A 23,700-nucleotide genomic window follows, 5' to 3' on the forward strand; every position below is an offset into this window, starting at 1 on the left:
TTATTTCAAACCTCTTCTTCAGTCGAAAACTAATGAGTGGGATGGTGAGCAAATACCACAAACACATTACATTAGAAATCTTGCGAGTGAATTTATTAAGCAAGCATCAACAGAAGATAAGCCATGGGTGTTGGCAGTAAATTTTTGGAACCCCCATGCGCATGACGTAGATAAAGTAGACCAGTTCCATTATCCGCCAGAATTTGAGCCTATGTACTCGGATGTAGAAATTGAAAAAGCCAATGTTTCTGATGACACAGCTTTTGAAGCGCTCCCTGATTTTCTGAAAACATCTATGGGAAGAATTCGTTGGGAATATCGATTCGCAACCGAAGAAATGTATCAAAGAATAGTGAAACGACATTATCGAGCTATTAGTAGCGTCGATGATGCAGTTGGCTCTTTAAACGAGCTTCTTAAGTCTCTCCACTTGGATGATAACACGATTATTATCTACACTGGGGATAACGGCTACGCACTGAACGAACGCCAATTGGCAGGGAAGTGGTTTGGTTGGGAAGAGGACTTACGAGTCCCCCTCATCATTAAGGACCCTCGCGGTCTGAAGCATAAAGAAATAAGCGAGCTTGCACTAAACATTGATATTGCACCAACAATACTCGACTTTGCTGGTGTATCTATTCCATCTACGTATCAAGGTAATAGTTTAATCCCATTAATTGGAGGAGAGAAAGTTACTGAGTGGCGCGATGAATTTTTCTTTGAGCATATGTATCAACCGAAACGTGCTCCTATTCCGCCCATGTATGGTTTACGAACAGCACATTGGAAATTTGTGAATTTCTATAAAAATGACTATTTGCAACTATACGATCTGGAAAACGATCCGCTAGAAACTACTAATCTTGCGTATGAAGAAAAGTACCAGTACTTAACTAATGGGCTTTTGAAACGAGCAAATGTGTATATAGAAAAGTACGAAAATGCACGAAGTGAAGAAGTTAAATCAAGAAAAAGTTTCGAGAACGCTCACCTGCAAAATTAAATCCTCAATACTTATGGCTCTTCCTCGCTAGTTGGAGGGAGAGCCATCACCTAATAATTTCAAACTTCCCATAACATCAAATTAAACTTGTGTGATTGTTTTTGAGTGTTGATGATTGCTTGATGTTCATATACAATCATTTTACATTTATTTAAAGGCTCTTGATGAGCGTTACAGCCTGTGAATTTCATCGCACAGAGTTTAAGGGATGGAGAGAAAGAGAAGTGAAGTTAGCTATTATTGGCGAATGTATGATTGAGTTATCTAACAGTGATAGTGAGCTTTATAAACTCAATTATGGCGGAGATACACTTAATACCGCTATTTATCTCTCTCGCTGTGGGGGCGACGTCGAGTATGTAACGGCACTGGGCGATGACTCGTTTAGCAGTAAAATGCTTTCGCTTTGGCAAGAGGAAGGAGTCGGCGTTAAGCATGTGAAAATATTGGAAAACAGTGTGCCAGGTTTGTATTTGATTGAAAATGAGCCCAATGGCGAACGTCATTTCCACTATTGGCGTTCTAATTCCCCAGCAAAATACCTATTAGATAAATTTCCAGAAACGTTAGACGAGATTAAAGATTACGACGCTATCTTTTTAAGCGGTATAACGCTTTCAATCTATTCTGAATCAACCCGAAAAGCGCTTTATGATTTTCTCAGTGAATTTCGCATGCGTGGCGGCAAGGTTATTTTTGACAATAATTATCGAGAAAGGAACTGGCTGTCGCTGAGTGAAGCATCAAAAGCGTTTAACCAAATTATGAATCTTACAGATTTGGCCCTTTTGAGTATGGAAGATGAGATAAGCCTACATGGAGAGCACTCAATGGAATATTGTATTGAGCGCTGGCTAAAATGTGGTGTTTCTGAAGTCATTGTTAAAAACGGCGCTAGCGGCATTCTTGCGGCTAATAAAGATGGGAAGTTTGAGTTTGACGTTCCTAACGTTGTAGATCCTGTCGATACTACAGCAGCTGGTGACTCTTTTAACGGTGCATTTCTAGCGGCCAAGGCGAAGGAAGAGAGTCTAGAGAAATGTATCCGTGATGGTCAGTTTTGCGCAGCACAAGTGATCATGCATAAAGGAGCGATAGTTCCTAAAAGCATTTCACTCAAAGGAGCGTAAATATGGCAATAAAGCACTTTCTTAAAATTCTTTTATTGATTCCGTTAGCAGTATTGCAAGGGTGCGGCACTGATACCGAAGACGAAACTTATATTATTCGCTTAGGGCATCAGTTAGATATAAATCATCCTGTACACAAAGGTCTTGTATTTCTAAAAGAGGAACTAGAGCGAAGGTCTAACGGTTCGATGTCTATTGTCATTTATCCTTCATCACAGGTAGGTGACGAAAGGGAGGTGCTAGAACTCATTCAAATAGGGAGTATGGGAATGACGAAGGTTTCTGCGAGTGCGCTAGAAAGCTTTGTGCCTGAAATGAAAGTGTTTAGCCTTCCTTATCTTTTCAATAACCAAGAGCATTATTGGAAAACGTTAAACGGCAATGTTGGTAAAGAGTTACTTGCCGCTGGTCAACCATATCGCTTCAAAGGGCTAGGCTATTTTGACGCCGGTTCTAGAAGCTTCTACACGACGAAGAAGCAAGTGGTTACGCCCGATGATCTACAAGGGCAAAAAATAAGAGTCATGAATAGCCAAACTGCTGTTTCTATGGTCAATACTATGGGCGGTGCGGCCACACCAGTAAGTTGGGGGGAACTGTATACATCGCTCCAGCAGGGGGTGGTGGACGGTGCTGAAAATAACCTCCCGAGTTTTTACTATTCAAAGCACTATGAAGTTAGTCAGTACCTTATTTTAGATGAACACACCTCAATACCTGACGTGATCATCATCGGTACCCATGTCTGGGAACAGCTAAATACTGAACAACAGAAGTGGTTGGAAGAATCTATGTTGGCTGCTACTGACTTTCAACGAGAGCTGTGGGCCGAATCAACACGAGAATCCTTAGAAGTAGTAAAGAAAGCCGGTGTGGAAGTTATTGAGGCCGACAAAAGTGTATTTCAAAAGAGTGTACTCCCTGTCTACGAATCTTTAAAAGGTAGCGATTTGGAAGCGCTTGTTAAGCAGATAAAGTCGTTAGGAGTAGAACAATGAAGACACTCTCAGGAATCATTCCTACGCTAAATAAAGCGTTGCGAGTGTTATTAGCAACAATGATGGCTCTGCTAGTACTAAATGTAACTTGGCAGGTGATAACGCGTTTCGTTTTACCTCACCCAAGCTCCTTCACAGAAGAGCTTGCCCGCTTTTTCTTGATATGGATTAGCTTGCTGGGCAGTGCTTATGCTTTTCATACCCATAGCCATTTGGGGTTCGATTACTTAACTAAAAAGATGCAGAGTAACGCTGCGGTTACAACGGCAAAATTAGGATATGTACTAGTAATATTGTTCGCTGTAGGCGTTCTGGTTATAGGTGGGGTCAATCTTACTTACATCACCTTTCTGCTAAAACAAGAATCCCCTGTACTTGGTATTCCTATGGGGTATGTTTATCTGGTAGTGCCAATTAGTGGGTGTCTGTTTATCTTGTACGGTGTATGGGGGCTTCTTGAAGTAAAAGACCCCCGCAATCTAAGGGAGCATGCACTATGACTTCACTAGTACTTTTTGGGGTGTTTTTCATCCTGCTTTTGATAAACGTACCTATCGCAGTGAGCATCATTGTAGCGACTTTAGCGACTATGCTCTTAACAATTGATACGCTTCCTGCGTTAACTACACTAGCGCAAAGGCTAGCAGTAGGAGTTGATAGCTTTGCATTATTAGCGATTCCTTTTTTTGTCCTATCTGGGTATTTAATGGGTCAAGGTGGGATAGCTGTCAGACTGATTGAATTCGCCAAAGTGTTGGTCGGAAAGCTCCCAGGAGGCCTAGCCTTTGTAAATATTATCTCTTGTGCTCTTTTTGGCTCGATTTCGGGGTCAGCTGTTGCGGCCACATCTGCTGTCGGCGGTTTTATGGTCCCTGCAATGGAAAAAGAGGGCTACAGCAGGCCGTTTAGTACGGCAGTCACTGTAACCGCTGCAACAACAGGCATGCTAATTCCTCCCAGTAACATTCTTATCATCTATTCATTGGCTAGTGGCGGAGTATCAATAGCAGCCCTGTTTATAGCCGGATACTTACCAGGCCTTTTAGTTACAGCTTTTTTAATGATGGGGGCAGCATTTTATATCAAGCGAGCCGGAATTGCCGCGGATAGCAGTATAGAAGTAGGAAAGTTTTGGCCCAGTTTATTCGGCGCTATCCCTTGTTTGTTCTTAATTGTGCTAATCATTGGTGGGATCATTGGAGGCCTATTTACGCCGACGGAGGCTGGGGCCATAGCAGTTTTATACTCCCTGGTGTTGGCCCTTGGTGTATATAAAGAGTTGTCAATAAAAGACCTTTACCCAATTTTATTAAAAACCGTAGGTACAACAGCGATTGTTATGTTTCTAATTGGTGCCTCGGCCTCAATGTCTTGGCTGATGTCCTATGAGGAGATACCGCAAGCTATCAGCAACTCGCTACTATCGGTGTCTGAAAATGCCATCATTATACTTCTAATAATGAACCTTATATTGCTTGCTGTAGGCACATTCATGGATGTCACCCCAGCAGTACTGATATTTACCCCCATATTTTTACCCATTGCGGAAATGCTGAATATATCGCCTCTGCACTTTGGGATTATGATGATTTTAAATTTATCTATTGGCCTGTGCACACCTCCTGTAGGAAGTGTTTTATTCGTGGGATGCAGTATAGGAAAAGTATCTATTAGTGAGATCATGAAACCTATTCTTCCGTTATACGTTGCGATGATTTTTGCACTAGCGCTTACCATTATTTTCCCAGAAATCAGCGAGTTTTTACCTAAGCTTCTGGGTCTCATTTAATTTCAATAAAGTTAGGAGACATGACGTGTCTGATTATTTAAGTAGACAATTTGGCCTACATGGAAAAGTTGCAGTCGTTACTGGTGCGAGCAGAGGGCTAGGGCAGGGCATTGCTTTGGCGCTAGGTGAAGCGGGAGCGACAGTAATTGCGATTGGCTCTTCGACGAAGAGCGTAGAATCTACCATTGACTTGCTGGTAAAGAAAGATGTTGAGTGTGCTGGCTATGGGTGCGATCAATCAGACAACTCCCAAATTATCGATACCGTAAATAAGATTATTGAAAATCATGGTCGAATTGACGTTTTAGTTAATAACGCTGGGACAATTAAGCGTTCACCTGCGCACGAGTTTTCCGATGAAGATTGGAATGAAGTAATAAATGTTAACTTAAATGGCGTATTCACATTTTGTCGAGAAGCAGGCAAGCAGATGCTTAAGCAAGGCAGCGGGAAGATAATTAACATTGCATCATTACTGAGTTTCTCTGGTGGAATAACAGTACCAGCCTATGCAGCAAGTAAAGGCGGCGTGGCTCAGTTGACAAAAGCACTTGCTAATGAGTGGGCTAACCAAAACATCCAAGTTAATGCAATTGCCCCCGGCTATTTTGAAACAGACAATACTTTTAATATTCGTCAAGACAAAGATAGGTTTGAAAGTATTAGTAGCCGAATTCCTGCGGATAAATGGGGGCAACCAGATGATCTGGCAGGTGCAGCCATTTTCCTTTCCTCAAAAGCGTCATCATATGTTAACGGGCACGTATTGCTTGTTGACGGTGGCTGGATGGCTCGCTAAAGCGAGCCCATTCAAATTTTCACCTCACGATAAAAAGGTATCGCATGAATTTTCTTTTCTCTACAAATAAACGCAGCTACCCCAGCATGACTAATGAAGAGCTTAGAGAGGCTTTCTTAACTGAACCTCTTTTCGTTCCTGGTGAGCTTTCACTTACGTACACAGATGTTGATCGGGCTGTTATTGGTGGCGCGATGCCGACAGGCTCACCTATTGAGTTACCTACACATAAAGAGTTAGCGGCCGATTATTTTTGTGAAAGGCGAGAACTTGGCATCATTAACATCGGTGGTAAAGGCGCTGTTAAAGTTGATGGCAATGATTACACGATGGCGCAAAAAGATAGCTTATACGTGTCGAGAGGAAGTAAAAAAGTTACTTTGTCATCGGATGACCCAAATGAGCCTGCAAAATTTTATATGGTTTCATACCCAGCACACCGTGTAACTAAAACAGTTCACGTACCTAAAGCCGACGCAAAACACATCGAGCTTGGTTCTCAGGAAACATCGAATGAAAGAACGATTTTTCAATCAATCCGCCCTGGGATAGTGGATAGTTGTCAGTTAGTGATGGGGATTACAGAGTTAAAAACAGGCAGTGTCTGGAATACTAAACCGCCTCATACACATTTTCGTAGAACTGAAATATATATGTACTTCGACCTCGACCAAAGTGAACGAGTATTTCACATGCTTGGTGAGCCTAAAGAAGTCAAAACTCTACCTTTAGCCCCTGAAGTTGCAATTGCATCACCCAGCTGGTCTATTCATAGTGGAGTTGGTACGAAAAACTATAGCTTTATTTGGGCGATGGGCGGTGAGAATCAGGAATTTGATGACATGGACCATATCGAAATTTCTTCTCTAAGCTAGATAATCTACTGAAAATAGCTATCAAGTATGTAAATTATATCAAAATCAATCACGAAATGAGTTTTTTGATTGATTTTGGTTACTTGGAACCCTATATTAATATTCATAACGCTAAATAGGACAGAAAAGTAATGCTTGAAAAGCAGCGACAGCAGTTAATTCTAGAGATATTGGAAGAGTCAACATTTGCGAGTGTACCTGAGTTGTGTAGTCAACTTGGAGCATCTGAAGCAACTATCAGGCGAGACTTAAAAAAACTATCTGCGCAGAAAAAGATTAAAAAAATTCGCGGCGGCGCACAAGTAATAGATAGTGGCTCCACTTCAAACTTCTATCTTTCTGGAAACGCTTTTCTAATCGATAAAGAGAAAAACGCAGACATAAAACGCGCTATCGCTAAAACCGCATGCGAACTTTGCAATGACGGTGAATCAATCATTATAAATGGCGGTAGTTCGACATTTATGATGGCAGAATTTTTAAGAGATAAGCGACTCAATGTACTCACCAACTCGTTTGTTCTTGCCCAAGACTTAGTGGAAAACAGCCAAAATCAGGTGACGTTACCTGGCGGCGAGGTCTACCGAAAACAAAGTATAATTCTGAGTTCGTTTGAAAATGATACAACTCAGAACTACCGTGGAACTATGATGTTCATGGGCACACCAGGAATTAGCAAGTATGGTGTGATGGAGTCTGACCCCCTCTTAATTTTGGCGGAAAAGAAATTGCGTAAGCAAGCTGATAAGTTAGTTGTATTAGCTGACAGCAGTAAAATTGGTTTACAGAGCAATCTGGTTTTCTGCGATTTAGATGCGGTTGACATAGTGATTACAGATAATCGCGCGGACAAAGCACAGCTTGATGAAATCAAAAGTTACGGTATTGAAGTAATCGTCGTTGATGTGGAAACTCTCGCTGCTGCGTAACTATTATTATTATCCCCCTGAACTAATAATCTGGTAAGCGGAAGTTAGTTTCCATCAACACTCATGTAATTTGCTACTTATAAGAGGTTTCCTGCAATTTGAAACCTCTATTCATCAGTCCTTTCAAAAAGTATCTCCATAATCCTAATAACCGTTGAAGTGGTGTACTTAATTATCATTAACTTGATAGTTATTGGTCAAAAGCTTTCAATTTCAGTCACTATTTGGTATACATAGTGTTAACAACTGGGGATACCGAATAACTACTTAAAAGTTTGAATGAATACGCCATGGCTTTTGTTGGTGTTGCTATTTGTCGGTATCACCGTCATCTCAGAAAACTGGAGTTAGCGTAAGAGTGAAAGCTGTTTTAGATATTGGTAAGACTCATATAAAACTATTATTTGTAGCGAATCATGAGCAGGTGGCTAGCTTTAGCTGTAAAAACGCTCCTATAGCTGGCCAATATCCTCAAGCTGATGTTGATAATATATGGGATTGGATCGTTGAAACGCTTAAGTCATGTACGCATACCAAAAATGTTGAAGGGTTTGTTGTTACGACTCACGGTGCAACTGCAGCGTTAATTAATAGCGATGTAACAGATAAGTCTAAAGCGCTTGCGCTTCCAATTTTAGATTATGAATATCAAGGTATCGAAGAGTGCGCCGAACAATATAAAGTAGAACGCCCTTCCTTTAGAGAGACCTACTCGCCCTATCTTCCTGCGGGATTGAATCTAGCCAAGCAGTTCTACTGGTTACAAGACAAATATCCACAACAATTTTCAAAAGCCGATACGATCCTTCTGTACCCGCAGTACTGGGCATGGAGGTTAGGTGCTGAGCTAAGCTCTGAAGTAACTTCATTGGGTTGTCATACGGACTTGTGGAAGCCAATAGAAAATACATTCTCCTCTCTAGCAATGAAAAAAGGATGGGCGAACTTATTCCCTCCTTTGAAAAGGGCATGGGATTGTATTGGTGAAGTGAGCACAGATGTATCTAGCCAAACATCTCTCCCTACATCATGCAAGATCTATTGTGGCATACACGATAGTAATGCGAGTTTCCTGAGGTATTTGAACAAAGATAATGAATCAAGTGGCCCTTTCACAGTTATTTCTACAGGAACTTGGACGATATTAATGCAGTCAGGTGGTGCTGTTAGCTCTCTTTACGATAAAACAGATACCCTAGCCAATGTTGATATCAACGGTAACCCAGTTTCATGTGCGAGGTTTATGGGAGGACGAGAGTACGAGAGGATTTGTACTACCTTGGGCGGAAACATCAAGATGAACCCAACAGAGACTGAAATTCAAGAAGCAGTCAGTAATTTTTGGCTGGTTACTCCAGATTTTAGCGAAGGAAACGGGCCGTTTCCGGGTATTAAACCTCGCTTGCTATGCCCAGAAAAACCAAGCTCACCGCAAGCTATTGCTACTCTTTATTGTGCATTATTGATTAATCAACGCTTGAGCGACTTGAATGCTGAAGGGCCAGTTTATATTGAGGGAGCTTTTTTAAAGAACCCGTTACTTTGCCAACTTGTCGCTCAATTAAGACCAAATCAGCCAATATTGGCTTCATCAGACAATACTGGAACAGTTTTAGGCGCCGCTGCACTCGTTGATTACAGTCGAGAAGAACAAATGCTTGAACTAGAGAAAGTGGAACCGTCTAACTTCGTAGGGCTCAATGCGTACGTTAGAGAATGGTTAAGAACAATCAAAGGCGCACAAATATAAACAAATATATATTTAGTTGCACGTTTTTTAAACGTAACACGTCACATTTCAATCATGTGTGATTGAAATTGATTGACAAGGATTGGAAGTGGCGTGTATTGTGGATGTATTAATCGATGGTCACATTTGTGAACATATCTAACTAATAACTTAGGACTCGACCATGGCTTTTAACCCAAGCGAATTCAAGCATGTTAACTATCTTTGGAGCGACGAAGAAGCTAGCAAACTATCCCCAGTTGAAAATTTGGTATATCGCTCAAACATTCTTGGTGATGACCAAAGAATTACGAATACCGGTGGTGGTAATACATCAGCAAAAATCATTGAAAAAGATCCACTTTCAGGAGAGGAAGTAGAGGTTCTTTGGGTAAAAGGTTCTGGTGGCGATCTTAGGACGTCAAAAGTAGAAAACTTTTCGTCGCTTTACATGGATAAATTGATTGCTCTGCAAGATATCTATCACTCTGCTGATGAAGTGGGTGTAAAAACGCAAATTGAAGATGACATGGTGGCTATGTATAAGCACGCTACGTTCAATCTTAATCCGCGAGCAACCTCTATCGATACGCCTTTACACGCGTTTATTCCTTTCAAGCATGTTGACCACATGCACCCTAACTCAGTTATTGCAGTCGCGGCTAGCAAAAATTGTAAGGCGCTAACCCAAGAAATTTTTGGCGACGAGTTAGTATGGACTGAGTGGCAACGCCCGGGCTTTGACCTTGGTCTTAAGCTTCAACAGATTTGCAGAGACTATCCAGATGCAAAAGGTGTAATTCTCGCTGGTCACGGCGTGATTAACTGGGCGAACGATAGCAAAGAGTGCTATCAGTTGAGCTTAGACATCATAGAAAAAGCAGCGCGCTACATTGAGAGTCACGACAAAGGCGAAATGACCTTTGGCGGTCAAAAGTACGCGAAGTTGGAGAAAGAAAAGCGCGACACAGTTCTTGCGGAAGTACTACCTTATCTACGTGGTTTGGTTTCAGGCGAGAACAAACTAATCGGTACAGTACAGGACGATGATGATGTACTTCGCTTCGTAAACAGTGAAGACGCAGCTCGTCTAGCTGATCTTGGCACATCATGTCCTGACCACTTCTTACGCACAAAGATCAAGCCTTTATATGTGGATTGGAATCCTGAAACGGATTCAATCGATACGCTTAAGACTTTATTAGAAGAGGGTGTAGCAAAATACAAAGAGGACTACAGCGCCTACTACGAAGCCTGTAAACACGACAATTCACCAGCGCAACGTGCTTCTTCACCTTCTATTTGCTTAATTCCAGGTGTTGGTATGGTCGCGTGGGGCAAGAATAAATCTGAGTCCCGTGTAACAGCTGAATTCTACAACTGTGCGATTGAGGTTATGCGTGGTGCGGAGGCGATTGATGAATATGTTGCGCTTCCACAGCAAGAAGCTTTTGATATCGAATATTGGTTGCTAGAAGAAGCAAAATTACAGCGCATGCCTAAAGAAGCGCCACTAGCAAGAGACGTAGTCGTAGTTATCGGTGCCGGTGATGGCATTGGCAAAGCTACTGCTCACCGAGTAGCTAAAGAAGGCGCCCATGTTGTATGTGCTGACCTGCGACTAGAGAATGCTAAAGCGACTGCTGAAGAATTAGAGGCCATCTACGGAAAAGGTATCGGAGTTGCTGGTACGGGGATTTCTTCGTGCGGTCCGGCAATAGCACTTGAGGTAGACATTACTAAACGTGAGACAGTAGAAGCGCTATTCAAGAATGTTGCGCTGGCATACGGCGGTATCGATAACGTTATCGTTACGGCTGGTGTTTTCATTGCAGAAGGTGCTGATTTGGCCAAAAACGATGAAGTTTTTGAGCTAAGCTTTAATGTTAACGTTAAAGGTGGTTATGTTGTTGCCTCTGAAGCTCAAAAGCTTTGGGAGAAGCAAGGGCTTAAAGGCAAAATGGTTTTAACTACAAGTGTGAATGGAGCTGTATCGAAGAAAGGTTCACTTGCTTACGATACAAGTAAGTCTGCAGCAAACCACTTAGTACGCGAGCTTGCTGTAACACTAGCACCACTTGTGAATGTTAACGCGTTGGCACCTGCGACTGTTGTACAGGGTAGTAGCATGTTCCCACGCGACCGCGTTATATCTTCGCTAACAAAGTATGATATTCCGTTCCAAGAAACAGACTCGACTGAGGAACTTCGTACACGTTTGGCAGAATTCTACGCGCAGAGAACACTTACGAAGTCGCCTATTACGCCTGAGGATCAAGCAGAGGCAGCCTATCTTCTTGTATCTGGTCAGCTTAATAAAACCACAGGCCAAATTATTAGTGTAGACGGCGGTTTGCACGAAGCCTTCCTACGCTAGGAGTAAATTATGTTACGTAGAATAGATTCAGCTTTAATAAGCGAAAAAAACGAAGAGCTATATAGCAACCTTAAAACTGACTATGACGCACTTGCTGAGAAGCTAGCACGTGATGGTATTGATATCGAGAAGTTCACCAAGGCTGCTGAAGACTTTCAAATTGCTGTTCCTTCGTGGGGAACTGGTACAGGCGGTACAAGGTTTGCCCGTTTTCCTTTACAGGGTGAACCTCGCAACATTTTTGAGAAACTCGAAGACTGCGCGGTGATTAATGAACTTTCTGGCTGTACAGATAGTGTGTCTCCTCACTTTCCTTGGGACAAAGTGGACGACTTCAGCGAATTGAAACAAGCGTCTGACGAATATGGGATAAAGTGGGTTTCTGTTAACTCGAATACATTCCAAGATCAGAAAGGTCAGACAGCGTCTTATAAATACGGTAGTTTAAGCAATACGCAAGAAGCATCTCGTGAGTTGGCCATTCAACACAATCTAGACTGTATAGAGTACGGTAAAGCGCTAGATGCCAAAAGTCTTACGGTGTGGGTCGGTGATGGCTCTAACCATCCTGGTCAACAGCATTTCCAACGTGCGTTTGAACGCTATTTGTCTAGCATGGAAAAAATCTATGCAGGACTTCCAGACGACTGGGAAATGCACATCGAACACAAAATGTTTGAACCCGCATTTTACTCAACAGTAATTCAAGACTGGGGCTCGAATATTCTTGCTGCTATGCACTTAGGTCCAAAGTGTAAATCACTTGTTGACCTAGGCCACCATGCACCGAATACAAACATTGAAATGATTGTTTCTCGCCTGATTCAGTTTAAGAAACTTGGCGGTTTCCATTTCAATGATAGTAAGTATGGCGATGACGATCTAGATAGTGGTTCACTGCATCCATATCAACAATTCCTAATTTTTAATGAATTAGTCGATGCTGAATATCGTCAGCAGGCAGAGTTCAATCCATCTTATATGTTGGACCAATCACATAATGTTACTGATCCTATCGAAAGCTTGATTATTTCTGCAATCGAAGTGCAACGTTCTTACGTTAAAGCACTACTAGTGGACAGAGAAGCGCTATACGGTTATCAAGAAGATAATGATGCGATGATGGCCTCGCTTGAGCTTAAGAAAGCATTTAACGTTGATGTTACGCCTATCTTGGCCATGGCTCGCTATCGTCAATCAGCGGCGATTAACCCTATCGGCGCTTACCGCTCTGTCGACTACAGAGAAAGAATGGATAAAAAACGTCCGCGTGACCCTAATGCCACTGGCTCAGGGATTGTGTAGGTAAAAATTGGTAGCCGCTTTCTACCTGTACTCTACAAAAAAGCGATTGAAGAAGAATAAAAAAGAATAAGAATAATATAAGTAGCTGTTGTCAAACTATCGGAATAAGAAAACGCATATGTTATTGAGTAATTGTCATAACTATCATGATTTTAGAAAGTTAGCGCAAAAAAGGCTTCCTGGTCCTATATTCAATTATATCGACGGGGGAGCTGACGACGAGGTAACTATGCGTCGTAACTCTGAAGCCTTTCAGAGTTGCGATCTTATTCCAAACGTTCTGACTGGGGTAAAAGACATTGATTTAAGTGTTGAGGTGATGGGGCAGAAGTTGGCTCTTCCCGTTTATTTATCTCCTACGGCGCTACAACGCTTGTTTCATCACCAAGGTGAGCGCGCGACCGCAGGAGCAGCGGAAAAATTTGGAACGATGTTTGGGGTTTCTTCTCTTGGTACAGTGAGCATGGAAGAAATCGCTAAAAAATATAACACACCGCAAGTTTATCAGTTCTATTTCCACAAGGATCGTGGCTTAAACAGAGCTATGATGGAAAGAGCTAAAGAATCTAATATTGAAGTTATGATGCTAACAGTCGATTCTATCACTGGTGGCAACAGAGAGCGCGATCTACGGACAGGTTTTGCTATTCCCTTTCGACTCAACCTCAAAGGTTTATGGCAATTCGCAACACGTCCAATGTGGGGGATCAACTATGTTACCCACGAGAAATTTTCACTTCCTCAGTTGGACGCCCACATCGATATGGGAGGCGGTGCTAGCTCAATAGGTGACTATTTCACTAATATGTTGGACCCCTCGATGAATTGGAAAGATGTTGAAGAGATGGTCAGGTTCTGGGATGGCCAGTTTTGCTTGAAGGGCATAATGAGTGTCGAAGATGCAAAGCGAGCTGTGGATATCGGTTGCACAGGAATCGTTATTTCTAATCATGGTGGTCGTCAGTTAGATGGTTCGAGAAGTTCGTTTGATCATCTGGCTGAAATTGTTGACGCAGTCGGCGATAAAATAGATGTTATATTTGATAGTGGTGCTCAAAGAGGCACTCACGTTTTAAAAGCATTAGCGCTTGGAGCAAAAGCTGTTGGCTTAGGGCGTTATTATCTATTTGCTTTAGCCGCGGCGGGCCAAAAAGGTGTAGAAAGAGCGATGCAATTAATGGTTGCGGAAATTGAGCGCGATATGCGACTAATGGGCTGTTCAAAAATTAGTGACCTTAACCGCGATCATATTCGATTTAGATAAGTTCTAATTTCACGTACTATTTTCGTCCCCGTCTTGATAAATCATTAGTCTTCATAGTTGTAGTTTTAAATTAACTGCGAACTAACTTAACCTGATTGGATTAACTATGAAGACTATCGCTGCATTAATTATAGCTAGCTTATCTTTTCCATCTTTAGCTAGTACTTCAGAAGTACAGGATTTTAGGCCTGTTTTTAAACTAAGAAACGATCTACAGTGCTGGCCAACTGAACCCGCTCAGGGGCTTAACTCTGGTAATTGCAATAGCAAATCGTCATTTCAGGTGTCACCTCCTTCTGTTTATGTGGAAAGCTATTCCGAACTAGTAGGCGGAAATAGTCATTCACTCATTACTTACTGGGCTTACTACGGTAATCAAAATGGTTGTACTACTTTTGACAGTGGTCACTCAGATGATTGGGAGCCAGTAACTGTGCACACTGTAAATGGCTCTATAAAGCACGTCACTTACTGGCAGCACAATGGTAGATACACCAAACCTGTCTCAGAAATCGAAACCGATGGTAGTCACCCTGTGGTTTATGTAGGAAAGTACTCTCACGGTAATTATCACGACCAGCGTAGTAGGGCATCTTTTGACAGTTGGGCATTTGGGACGGGGAATTACTGCTATTATTGGAAAGATCCAAGAGGGCCTGGTCAATCATGGGCTCCGGGAGTTCAAGAACTTTCTAGTATTGGACAAAATAGTGTTTTCCCTGGTTCTACAAACCCAATGAACAGAGATCTTAGGCCGCATGAAAGAACAGTGTGCAGAACTGATGGAGGGAGGGTTTTAGCTGGAATAATTGACGGAACAGAAAATACGTGTGACCGAAACCCTTCTTATTTAAAAGATGAAAACATGTTGCTCAAAGATATGTTTTATATAGATATCTATTAATTTCCAGTGAGGTGAATTTTCTCACCTCATTTCATTTAGTATTTGAGGCGTACAGCTAGATTTTAGATGAAGTTACGTGGCTTCTGAAATCATAGTGTCATACAAAAGATATATGATAATTTCACGAAATTTCAGTAAATTAACTAACAATGAAACCATCGGCAGATTTACATTGGGATGAGTTAGAAAATAACGACGTAAAAGACTTACTCACGTCGCTTAAGGCATTCATCCGAAGCTTAACAGTCGATCAAAGCCAAGCTGACGATATCTTTCAAGAGACAGTGTTAAGGACGAAGAGGAGCAAGCAGTTATCTGAGTTAGAGTCTCCACTTGCCTATATGATCACTGTGTCGAAAACAGTCTTATACGATCTTCAGAAAAAAAGTGTTCCGCAGTACGTCGAAATTGAAGAAGTAAGTATTCAATCTGATGACTATTCGCCAAGTAATACTTATCTTAATCAACAGAAACTGGCGCTGGTAGACAATATACTCCTGAACATGTCACCTATCAGAAGAGAAATTTTTCTGCTTCGAAGAGTAGAAGGCTTGGCGCGAGATGACATCGCTAGAAGGTTAGGTGTAAGTGTTGAGGTGGTCAAAAAGCATTTAACAAGAGCGATGGTAGAAATCACTGTGAAACTTGAAGAAGCTGGATGGCTTGAGGATAACTAAAGATGAAATTCTACCTCTTGGTTTTACTGTACAGGGTTAACGGCGCAATAAGATGACATCAATAGTTTTAGAGGAAGCAGCAGACTGGTTTGATCGTATTGATGAATTAAGCGAAAAAGAGCAGAGTGATTTCGCGAACTGGCTTGCTATAGAAGGAAACAAGGCTGCGTTTCGCAAGATAGCTACCGCAATGGGGCAACCCGAGCTCGCTGCACGGTCTATCGCTCTCTCAACACAAATCACAACAAATATCACGCTACCACCACAAAATGATCTAACTGAAAATAAAAATGCAGAGCGTAAGGTGGCGCGCAGTCGCATAGCTACTTATTGGTCAATTGCTTCGGCGGCCTGTATTGCATGTGCTGTCGTGTTTTTTACTTCGAGTTATGTCAGTTTAACAGCGAACTCTGAGGAGCAACTGTCTGCCCTTGCTGACTATGAAACCAGTAGTTTTACCGTTATTTCAACTTCTACAACAGAAGAAAAGTCCAACGTATTAAATGATGGCTCAATTGTTTATCAAGGTGGTGATAGTCAAATAAGCGTAGCGTTTAGTGCTGAAAAGAGAGAGGTTAAACTCACTAAGGGGCAGGCATATTTTGACGTAACGCATGCGCCACAAAGACCGTTTATTGTCGATTTAGATAAAGCAACAATCACAGTTGTAGGAACTGCTTTCGACATTGATAGGCTAGAAGGTCAGACTATTGTAAAAGTTTACGAGGGTACGGTAAGAGTCAGCGCCGACCGCGAAATTCTCTTAAATAGAGGTCAAGAAATTACGCTCGAAAACGGGGTTATTACATCAAACTCGGCATTTACGCCACAGCAGCTCCCAAGTTGGAGGATGGGGTGGTTAAGTATTGAAGACACACCTATAAACGAGGTGATAGCAAGATTGAACCGTTATTCATCACGACACGTCAACTATATTGGCGACCCAGATGTAATAATCTCAGGGCGGTTTAGTTTACGCAATATTAGTGAGTCTCTAAACTTACTCTCTTCAATGCAAGAATTCTCTGTCGAACGAACGAGTTCAGATTACATAGTGAGACAAATATAGTAGCCACTCATCATGCTTAAACACGTCTCGTGTAGATGTAGAGTAGTATTTGTTTTGTCACTATTTGTCAGTGACATGAGCGCTTTCACTTATGCATCTACCGTTGACCGTGAGAGACTAGAAAGTATAACGCTGACTTCAACATCACTGAGTCAAAGCTTAGCGTTTATTGCAGAAAAGTTTGGTGTCGGTTATATCGCATCGCCCTCCCTGATTAAAGAAGTAATGTCGCCTGCTATTTCTGGCAGATATACGCTTGAAACCGCGATACAAAAAGTGCTAGACGGAACAGGATTAACTTATAGCATTACGAGTAGTGGGGTAGTCATCCGAAAGCCTGAAAGTAAAATCGACGAAACCGTTATAGAAGAAATAAACGTTAACGGGATTCGGGGCTCACTAAACCTGTCTAGACAAGAAAAGCGCAACGAGAAGCAGGTCGCAGATGTTATCGTCGCTCAAGACATTTCAAGATACCCAGACAGAAATCTTGCAGAATCGATGCAACGAATTCCAGGAATGAGCATAACGAGGGAAGCAGGTGAGGGGCGGCAGGTGGTGCTTCGAGGTCTAGACCCCGACTTTACCTTGGTAACGATTAATGGAATGCCTGTACTTTCAAACAATGACTCTCCTATGGATAGCAGGACACAGAGAGATAGAGATCGTTCCTTTGACCTCAACTTGTTTACTTCAGAACTTTTTAATCAGATTAAAGTTTTTAAAAGCTACTCTGTAGGGCAACCAAGCGGCGGCGTAGCTGGTATTGCCGCACTAACCACAGCAAAACCTTTCGATTCACCAGGACTACATTGGAACGTTTCTCATCAAATCGATACGAACCAATATGCTGAAGGTCTTTCAAACCGTTCTTCATTTACTCTGTCTTCAACCAACCAGCATTGGGGCATGTTGATTTCTGCGGCCTACGGACAAAGGTCGTATCATGAGCAAGGCGCAAATACCTTTAGATGGAGGCGACTTGCTCCCGAAGGGGCGAATGTCTCTGCTTTAGAGCCTGAATTGGTTGAAGATTGGCAGAATCAAGAAATTAGGGTTCCAAGGGGAAATCGTTATTCCGTGTGGCGAGGAGACATGGACCGCCTGGGTATCGGGGCGACTATAGAGTATCAAACTGACCCTAGTCACTTCACATTCGACTGGATCTACGGCCGACTCGATAGCCAACGACAAGAGAATCACCTTTACCCACGGGGTTTTCAGTCTACGCCAATTATCGAGGGCAAAACTTTTTTAACTGATGCAGAGGTTAACTCAAAGAACGAACTCGTTTATGCGGATTACCGAAATGCTCGTGTTGGAACAGAAAGCCGTCATCAGGAGGTATCAACACACTTTCAACAAACCGTGCTGAACTTTGAGCATAGACTGTCGAGCAGTCTTGTATTTGATGGCGTGCTAGGTATGCAAAGTGCTACTTATAGAATGCCTCAGAGTATTCGAGCTTACATGAGAGGAGAAAGTGATGTTTCTGTCGACTACAGAGGCGATTATTACTTCCCCAATATAAAATATAGTGCGGAGTTGACTCAACCCGATATGTGGCAAATGAACGAACTCGACTCTGAGCAGTTTATCTCTACCTCTGATTTTACTTACGCGAAAGGTCAAATACAGGTAAATACAAGCCACCGAAGTAGTTGGGAGCTGGGTTTGGAATTTGTGCAGTTTGAAAATACGGCCAAATATACGGATATTCAAAACATCCTAAAAGAACGCTGGTCGTCTACACGAGAATCAGTACCTCAAAGCACAGCCTATGTTTTTGATAGTCATCAGCATTTAAATTGGTTAGCCCTTAGACCAGAAGAGGTATTCTCTCTTTACGACAAACCCTCTTCGGTGGATTCACTGTTACTGTCTTATGCTCCCGATAGAGTTATTGACAACCTGATAAAAGAAAAAAGAACGTCTTTCTTTACTCAATACTCTGTCGAAGGTAATGATTGGACATTCGATGTGGGACTGCGAGCAGAGCGTGATGCGTCTTCTGTTTCGGTGTTTCAGTCTAGTCTTATAAATCGCTATGACTTAAGCAATATTGCGTTTCTCCCCTCAATACAATTTAACTACAGAAAAGGTGAGCAAGTAGTTAGAGTTGGAATGAGCAGAACGATAGGTCACCAAGAATTGGATACTTTGACAAGAAGTATTCAGCTTATCGAAGACGAAAATGTATTCATTCTTCCCAATGATAGGCTTAAGCCTATAAGTGCTTACAATCTCGATCTAAGCTTTGAAACCTATCCGGGAGAAACCGATAGATACTCAGCTAATATATTTGGTAAATGGATAAAAAACAGTTTAGCTTCCACTAGTCAACGCTTGCTTTTAAGTGATGTAGCTAGCGATTATCCTGAACTATTCTCTAGTGATTTTGACCGTGTCTACATAGATGTTGTAACTCCAACGAACCAAAGCACTTATTTTTTATATGGCGTAGAAGGGAGTGTGCAATTAGAGTGGTCACTGGGCGACTATATGTCGCGCCTTAACGTGTTTCACTTTGGGGTAGTGGCAAATGCTAGTTATACATTTGGAAATGTTCAGTATTACAACACTAATACTGGTGACCGCCTAGATAAAAAGACTGCGCCTTATCTTTCTCCGCTATTGGCCAATCTTACCGCCTATCTTGAGGGATACGCATTGAGCCTAAGGCTTTCAGCCACCTATCGCGATGAGTATATTGCAAGAGTAGATGGAGGAACCTTAGTTGATGAAAATGAGACAGGATTTCTATCAACGCTATATATGGATGCGGTAGTCGCTTATCAAATATCGGACAGTGTAGAGCTAAAGATTGAAGCAACTAATCTCACTGATGAACGAGAAATTCAGTACTCCGATTCTTCTTATCGTCCATACAATACTACGGTAAGTGGTCGTAATTACTCTCTTGCCATTTCTTATCGCTATTAAAAGCTCGAAGGGCTTATTCTTATAGGCCCTTCGAGCACATTCATTTACATTGAATAAGTAAAACCTAAGTAAAAGGTTCTTCCACTTACCGTTGTGTTGTACAAACGGTCATCCGAATCGCTGTATTGCTCTTCGCGCTCATCAGAAAGGTTGATTCCTTCTAGTGTCACCTTTAGGTTATCATTTACATTATAAAATGCTGAGAAGTCCCAGTAAGTGGTGCCGTGAAAGCCCGCCTCATCTTGGTCACTGCTCGACGTTTCAACCTGCGTTAGGTAATCATCACGATAGGCTGCAGAAACGCGCATTCCCCAATTATCAGTCTCGTAATACATCGTTGCATTGTAGATATTTTCAGACAATCCATAAAAGGGGCGGTAAACCTCCACGCTTTCACCATCGACTAAAATGTTGTGTAAAGATTCGCCATCAGAATAGGTATAGTTAATAATAGCGCCAAGATTATCGAACGGTGCTGGCAGAAAATCGAAATCACGCTGGAACGCTATTTCCCAGCCTGAAAAGTCGCTTTCTGCTAGATTTTGAGGCTGTGAAAATGTGTACAGTGTATCTGGTGTTTGAGCATTTCCATTTTCGTCTACCATGCCTTCGATTAACGAAAGCGGATATCCTGTATCACCATAGGCTATTGGAGAAACATTAGTGGCGATAAAATTATCTATTTCTTTTTGGAAGTAAGTGATAGAGGCATAACCGACTTCATCAAAGTAGTACTCAACAGCTGCCTCCATATTGATTGTTTCAAAAGGCTGAAGACCAGGATTACCTGCATTGATACTCAAACCACTTGAACCAAATAATGGGTCAGTATTTACCGTACCTGATACAGATAAGCTTCCCAATGTAGGTCGCGTTACGTTTTTCCCTGCGCTCGCTCTTAACACAAGGCTCTCAGTGGCATACCATGCAACATTTAGCGTGGGCAACAGTCCATCATAGTCCCTCTCTACAGTGACGTATTCACTACCATTTACTATGCCACTCGATTGAATGTCGGTATCAAAATAGCGTAAACCAAAACTAACTCTTAGCTCAGAATCAGGCAAAAGAAAGTCATATTCATATGTTGCGTATAGCGCCATGGTCTCTTCTACCACTTCATTAGGCGCATCGCTATACATGATGTCGCGCTCAACATCGAACGCATTTAGTACAGCCCCAACGTCAGTACTTAGCCAATCTTGTTTCTTGTGAATTGAGTTTACATAAACAAATTCAGGATTAATCACATCGCTTACTTCGCCACTTTGCCATTCACTCCTTAATGCATTGCCGACTTGTTCTCTGTTGTTGCTATGTTCGAACTTTTTAAATGAGCCACCAAGTTTCAAAGAAGCGTTATCAGACAGCAAGTAATCCGCATCAAGCTTAGCGATATCAAAGCTATTTTCTACTTCGTCCTCTTGAAGGTCTATCTCGTGATAACGGAACTCATTGATATCTGTTGGATCAAAACCGTTGATGTAAGAATTGGTACCGTAAAAGCGGTCTTCTCTGAAATCTATGGTCATATCCGCGAAAGATTCTAGGTAGACTTTTGCACTATTACTTTCGTATTCACTTTCCATATGCCCGAGTAAGCCTGAAACCGTGAATGCATCGGTTACTCGCCACTGTGCGTTCAACACCAACTGTGAAATGTCTGTCGTTGCTTCTTGGTCGCGACTTTCTGAGTGCAGAGCGGTATTTTCCCACGACGAATAGATAACTTCGTTGTTTTGGTTATATTCTATTTCAGTCAAGGCAGAGCAAAAATTGCGTGCCCCTTGATAATCCGCACCTGTGCAGCCAAGTGCGGTAGAACTAGAGCCTCTGCTTTGTAAGTGAAACTCTCCGCGATCGTTATCAAGTGTGCCGTATAGCGCATCAAGACCAAGTGAAAATGCATCAGACGGTCTGTATTGGAGCGCTAACGTGGCGCCAACCCTGGTTTGTTCACTATTAAATTGGGAGTATCTACTGCCTCGTGAGAAGCGCAGGTTGCCGCTATTTACAGCATCTTGATCTGCTTGTGATAGTGAAGATATATCTGTGCCTTGGGCATTGCGAGGTCGCCAACGATAGGTGTTATAACCTTGTTCAGCCGTATCACGCTTGCTAAGTGCTAGTGAGACAAGAGCGCCGAAATCACCCCATGTGTTTGAAACTAAGGCTGCGACTCTCGGGGCTACGTCGTTTGTTAACGAATTATCGCCTGCTTGCGCACTTATTACACTTTTGAAGCCATCATAATCAAATGGCTTTGCGGTATAGAGTTTGACGGTGCCGCCTATGCCGCCTTCATCCATTTCTGCAGAATAACTCTTCTGAACGTCTATTTGATTAAATAGCTCAGATGCAAAAATGTTAAAGTCGAAAGAGCGAGATAGGTTAGTTGTACCTCTACTGTCCATTGCAGGTGAGGATGTACCCAGTGCTTCCATGCCGTTTAATTGCACTTGAGTAAAATCTGCGTTTAGGCCCCGTAGAGATATTTGTCTACCTTCACCAGCTTCACGAGTTATGGTTACGCCTGGTATTCTTTGAATAGACTCGGCTAAATTGAGGCTTGGGAAGTCAGCAATATCTTCAGCAAGGATTGAATCTTGCGAACCTAGCGCGTCCTTTTTTAAATCTTTAGCTTTTATCAGCGAGCCACGAAAACCACTCACTACAATTTGTTCTATCATTTCATCTTCAGTCTGCTGTGCTTGAGCAGGAAATTGCGTCATGCAGGTGGCTGATAGGACAGCTGTAGCTAAGAGTGTTTTTTTAAAGTTAGTATGCATAGGTTTACCTTTTAATTGATTAAATTTTGATGTGTAAAAGCGTTAAATCTTTTCAAGCAATCATTCTCGAAAGACACTGAATGACTACGATTAGCGGATTGAGGAGACTGCTTATAGAAATCGCTAGAGATGAACTGAGCCCCACTGGCAAAAGCCGCATCTCTTTGCTCTCGCAAACTTTCTGTCGAAGCCGATAAATCAGCATCTGCGCGTGTTCTCACTAGAAAGCCATCTTTGACTAGCGCTTGAATTTCTTGTTGATTTTTAACTGGATCATTTCGAATGAATATTGCGGCAGCGTCGGAATTTCTGGGTACAGAGAGAAACATGCTTTTCTTTTGAAGGGTTGAACCCTGTTGAAGATATATCTCTTTTTGAGCTTCATTAGCATCGAATAAAAATAAGAACTTACCTCGAAGTGCCTCAACACTTGGCCAGCCAGCCTCCGCTATTGCTGCCCTTAACGTGTGGTAACGACCCCGAACGCGATCTGGCGTAATTAACTTACTCCCAAATAAACGCGCAATTTCATTGTCTAAGCGTTTGTAGTCTGAAAAGGAAAAAGCGACGGGGGCAGCCTTATTTACAAACGATGGCTGAGATTCTTTCGCATTCAAAAGAATGGTAATAGGGAAATGGTTAGGGTTCGCTTCTGACCACTCTAGAAGTTGTCTTGCGCAAAGCTGCAGTGTCGAACAGTGCGTCATTACATCGACGTGTGGAATATGTAGAACCTTAAACCCAGGTTCTGCCAACACTTGACGTTCGCTCTTTGTAAACCAGTTGCTATTGGAAAGCGTTTCTATTTCTGGTGTGTCATATTGATGTCCATTCGGATCGTTAACCACATCAATTTCAATTTGGCGAATTCCTAAATTCAACTGTTCTTGAAGCGAGGGATGACTATAAGAAATCTTCTTTAAAAGTTCAGGTGACGTACCTGCTAAGAATTGCTCTGCCTCTGGTGGTAGCGCCTTTTTGTAGCTATTGTGAGAACCAATAATTTGATACCGGTTCAGTGATTTCGCGCAAGATATAGCGCTAAAAACCAGAGTTAAAGAAAGTAAGAAATAACGCATAGGTACACATTCAAAGACTATTTTTAAGGGTAGAGCGG

The 23,700-nt window shown here is 42.1% G+C and carries 18 protein-coding genes; 16 read left to right on the forward strand and 2 right to left on the reverse strand.

Annotated elements, in window-relative coordinates; all coding sequences use genetic code 11:
• From AC27KT_RS17525 to AC27KT_RS17600, 16 genes are all read left to right on the forward strand, one after another.
• A partial coding sequence (locus AC27KT_RS17525; RefSeq protein ID WP_487132108.1) for a sulfatase/phosphatase domain-containing protein occupies positions 1 to 1,006 on the forward strand: 1,006 nt, incomplete at its 5' end.
• Positions 1,007 to 1,170: 164 nt separating this feature from the next.
• Positions 1,171 to 2,136 carry a sugar kinase gene (locus AC27KT_RS17530; protein WP_487132110.1) on the forward strand — a complete coding sequence of 322 codons (966 nt, stop codon included), beginning with the start codon at positions 1,171 to 1,173 and terminating at the stop codon, positions 2,134 to 2,136.
• Positions 2,137 to 2,138: 2 nt separating this feature from the next.
• The gene (locus tag AC27KT_RS17535) at positions 2,139 to 3,134 is read left to right on the forward strand and encodes a TRAP transporter substrate-binding protein (protein WP_487132112.1); all 996 of its coding nucleotides are present in this window, start codon (positions 2,139 to 2,141) and stop codon (positions 3,132 to 3,134) included.
• Positions 3,131 to 3,634, forward strand: coding sequence for a TRAP transporter small permease (locus AC27KT_RS17540; RefSeq protein ID WP_487132114.1), 504 nt, complete (start codon positions 3,131 to 3,133; stop codon positions 3,632 to 3,634). The genes AC27KT_RS17535 and AC27KT_RS17540 overlap by 4 nt, the downstream gene beginning before the upstream one ends.
• Complete coding sequence (locus tag AC27KT_RS17545; RefSeq protein WP_487132116.1) at positions 3,631 to 4,923, forward strand: TRAP transporter large permease; 1,293 nt, start codon at positions 3,631 to 3,633, stop codon at positions 4,921 to 4,923. The genes AC27KT_RS17540 and AC27KT_RS17545 overlap by 4 nt, the downstream gene beginning before the upstream one ends.
• Before the next feature lie 25 nt (positions 4,924 to 4,948).
• A complete protein-coding gene (locus AC27KT_RS17550; protein ID WP_487132118.1) occupies positions 4,949 to 5,722 on the forward strand; it encodes a glucose 1-dehydrogenase in 774 nt (257 codons plus the stop codon).
• Between the two features lie 44 nt (positions 5,723 to 5,766).
• Entirely contained in the window at positions 5,767 to 6,597 is an 831-nt protein-coding gene (kduI, locus tag AC27KT_RS17555) for a 5-dehydro-4-deoxy-D-glucuronate isomerase (RefSeq protein WP_487132120.1), read from the forward strand.
• 131 nt (positions 6,598 to 6,728) lie between these two features.
• Positions 6,729 to 7,526 (forward strand): DeoR/GlpR family DNA-binding transcription regulator, encoded by a 798-nt coding sequence (locus AC27KT_RS17560; RefSeq protein WP_131094859.1) that lies wholly within the window; start codon positions 6,729 to 6,731, stop codon positions 7,524 to 7,526.
• A gap of 358 nt (positions 7,527 to 7,884) precedes the next feature.
• Positions 7,885 to 9,276: an FGGY-family carbohydrate kinase gene (locus tag AC27KT_RS17565; protein ID WP_487132123.1), complete on the forward strand. Its 1,392-nt coding sequence runs from the start codon at positions 7,885 to 7,887 to the stop codon at positions 9,274 to 9,276.
• A 163-nt stretch (positions 9,277 to 9,439) separates the two neighbouring features.
• On the forward strand, positions 9,440 to 11,632 hold the full coding sequence (locus tag AC27KT_RS17570; RefSeq protein ID WP_487132125.1) for a bifunctional rhamnulose-1-phosphate aldolase/short-chain dehydrogenase: 2,193 nt from the start codon (positions 9,440 to 9,442) through the stop codon (positions 11,630 to 11,632).
• Between the two features lie 9 nt (positions 11,633 to 11,641).
• Entirely contained in the window at positions 11,642 to 12,937 is a 1,296-nt protein-coding gene (gene rhaI, locus AC27KT_RS17575) for an L-rhamnose catabolism isomerase (RefSeq protein ID WP_487132127.1), read from the forward strand.
• A 118-nt stretch (positions 12,938 to 13,055) separates the two neighbouring features.
• Positions 13,056 to 14,201 carry an alpha-hydroxy acid oxidase gene (locus AC27KT_RS17580; RefSeq protein ID WP_131137682.1) on the forward strand — a complete coding sequence of 382 codons (1,146 nt, stop codon included), beginning with the start codon at positions 13,056 to 13,058 and terminating at the stop codon, positions 14,199 to 14,201.
• A gap of 106 nt (positions 14,202 to 14,307) precedes the next feature.
• A complete protein-coding gene (locus AC27KT_RS17585) occupies positions 14,308 to 15,105 on the forward strand; it encodes a hypothetical protein (protein ID WP_487132130.1) in 798 nt (265 codons plus the stop codon).
• Between the two features lie 149 nt (positions 15,106 to 15,254).
• The gene (locus AC27KT_RS17590; protein WP_487132132.1) at positions 15,255 to 15,782 is read left to right on the forward strand and encodes an RNA polymerase sigma factor; all 528 of its coding nucleotides are present in this window, start codon (positions 15,255 to 15,257) and stop codon (positions 15,780 to 15,782) included.
• Between the two features lie 52 nt (positions 15,783 to 15,834).
• Positions 15,835 to 16,851, forward strand: a complete 1,017-nt coding sequence (locus AC27KT_RS17595) for a FecR family protein (protein WP_487132134.1) — start codon at positions 15,835 to 15,837, stop codon at positions 16,849 to 16,851.
• 54 nt (positions 16,852 to 16,905) lie between these two features.
• Complete coding sequence (locus AC27KT_RS17600) at positions 16,906 to 19,794, forward strand: TonB-dependent receptor (RefSeq protein ID WP_487132136.1); 2,889 nt, start codon at positions 16,906 to 16,908, stop codon at positions 19,792 to 19,794.
• A 44-nt stretch (positions 19,795 to 19,838) separates the two neighbouring features.
• Here AC27KT_RS17600 and AC27KT_RS17605 read toward each other — a convergent pair whose 3' ends face one another.
• Positions 19,839 to 22,583 (reverse strand): TonB-dependent receptor, encoded by a 2,745-nt coding sequence (locus tag AC27KT_RS17605; protein WP_487132138.1) that lies wholly within the window; start codon positions 22,581 to 22,583, stop codon positions 19,839 to 19,841.
• Between the two features lie 11 nt (positions 22,584 to 22,594).
• Positions 22,595 to 23,662: a Ca2+-dependent phosphoinositide-specific phospholipase C gene (locus tag AC27KT_RS17610; protein ID WP_487132140.1), complete on the reverse strand. Its 1,068-nt coding sequence runs from the start codon at positions 23,660 to 23,662 to the stop codon at positions 22,595 to 22,597.
• Positions 23,663 to 23,700 lie beyond the last annotated feature (38 nt).

The sequence above is a fragment of the Alteromonas sp. 5NW40-0090 genome (genome assembly GCF_057552975.1).

What these genes read in the sequence shown, in the direction of transcription:
- AC27KT_RS17530 (WP_487132110.1), top strand. Translation starts at nt 1,171, where the DNA reads ATGAGCGTTACAGCCTGTGAATTTCATCGCACAGAGTTTAAGGGATGG.
- AC27KT_RS17535 (WP_487132112.1), top strand. Translation starts at nt 2,139, where the DNA reads ATGGCAATAAAGCACTTTCTTAAAATTCTTTTATTGATTCCGTTAGCA.
- AC27KT_RS17540 (WP_487132114.1), top strand. Translation starts at nt 3,131, where the DNA reads ATGAAGACACTCTCAGGAATCATTCCTACGCTAAATAAAGCGTTGCGA.
- AC27KT_RS17545 (WP_487132116.1), top strand. Translation starts at nt 3,631, where the DNA reads ATGACTTCACTAGTACTTTTTGGGGTGTTTTTCATCCTGCTTTTGATA.
- kduI (WP_487132120.1), top strand. Translation starts at nt 5,767, where the DNA reads ATGAATTTTCTTTTCTCTACAAATAAACGCAGCTACCCCAGCATGACT.
- AC27KT_RS17560 (WP_131094859.1), top strand. Translation starts at nt 6,729, where the DNA reads ATGCTTGAAAAGCAGCGACAGCAGTTAATTCTAGAGATATTGGAAGAG.
- AC27KT_RS17570 (WP_487132125.1), top strand. Translation starts at nt 9,440, where the DNA reads ATGGCTTTTAACCCAAGCGAATTCAAGCATGTTAACTATCTTTGGAGC.
- rhaI (WP_487132127.1), top strand. Translation starts at nt 11,642, where the DNA reads ATGTTACGTAGAATAGATTCAGCTTTAATAAGCGAAAAAAACGAAGAG.
- AC27KT_RS17580 (WP_131137682.1), top strand. Translation starts at nt 13,056, where the DNA reads ATGTTATTGAGTAATTGTCATAACTATCATGATTTTAGAAAGTTAGCG.
- AC27KT_RS17585 (WP_487132130.1), top strand. Translation starts at nt 14,308, where the DNA reads ATGAAGACTATCGCTGCATTAATTATAGCTAGCTTATCTTTTCCATCT.
- AC27KT_RS17590 (WP_487132132.1), top strand. Translation starts at nt 15,255, where the DNA reads ATGAAACCATCGGCAGATTTACATTGGGATGAGTTAGAAAATAACGAC.
- AC27KT_RS17595 (WP_487132134.1), top strand. Translation starts at nt 15,835, where the DNA reads ATGACATCAATAGTTTTAGAGGAAGCAGCAGACTGGTTTGATCGTATT.
- AC27KT_RS17605 (WP_487132138.1), bottom strand. Translation starts at nt 22,583, where the DNA reads ATGCATACTAACTTTAAAAAAACACTCTTAGCTACAGCTGTCCTATCA.
- AC27KT_RS17610 (WP_487132140.1), bottom strand. Translation starts at nt 23,662, where the DNA reads ATGCGTTATTTCTTACTTTCTTTAACTCTGGTTTTTAGCGCTATATCT.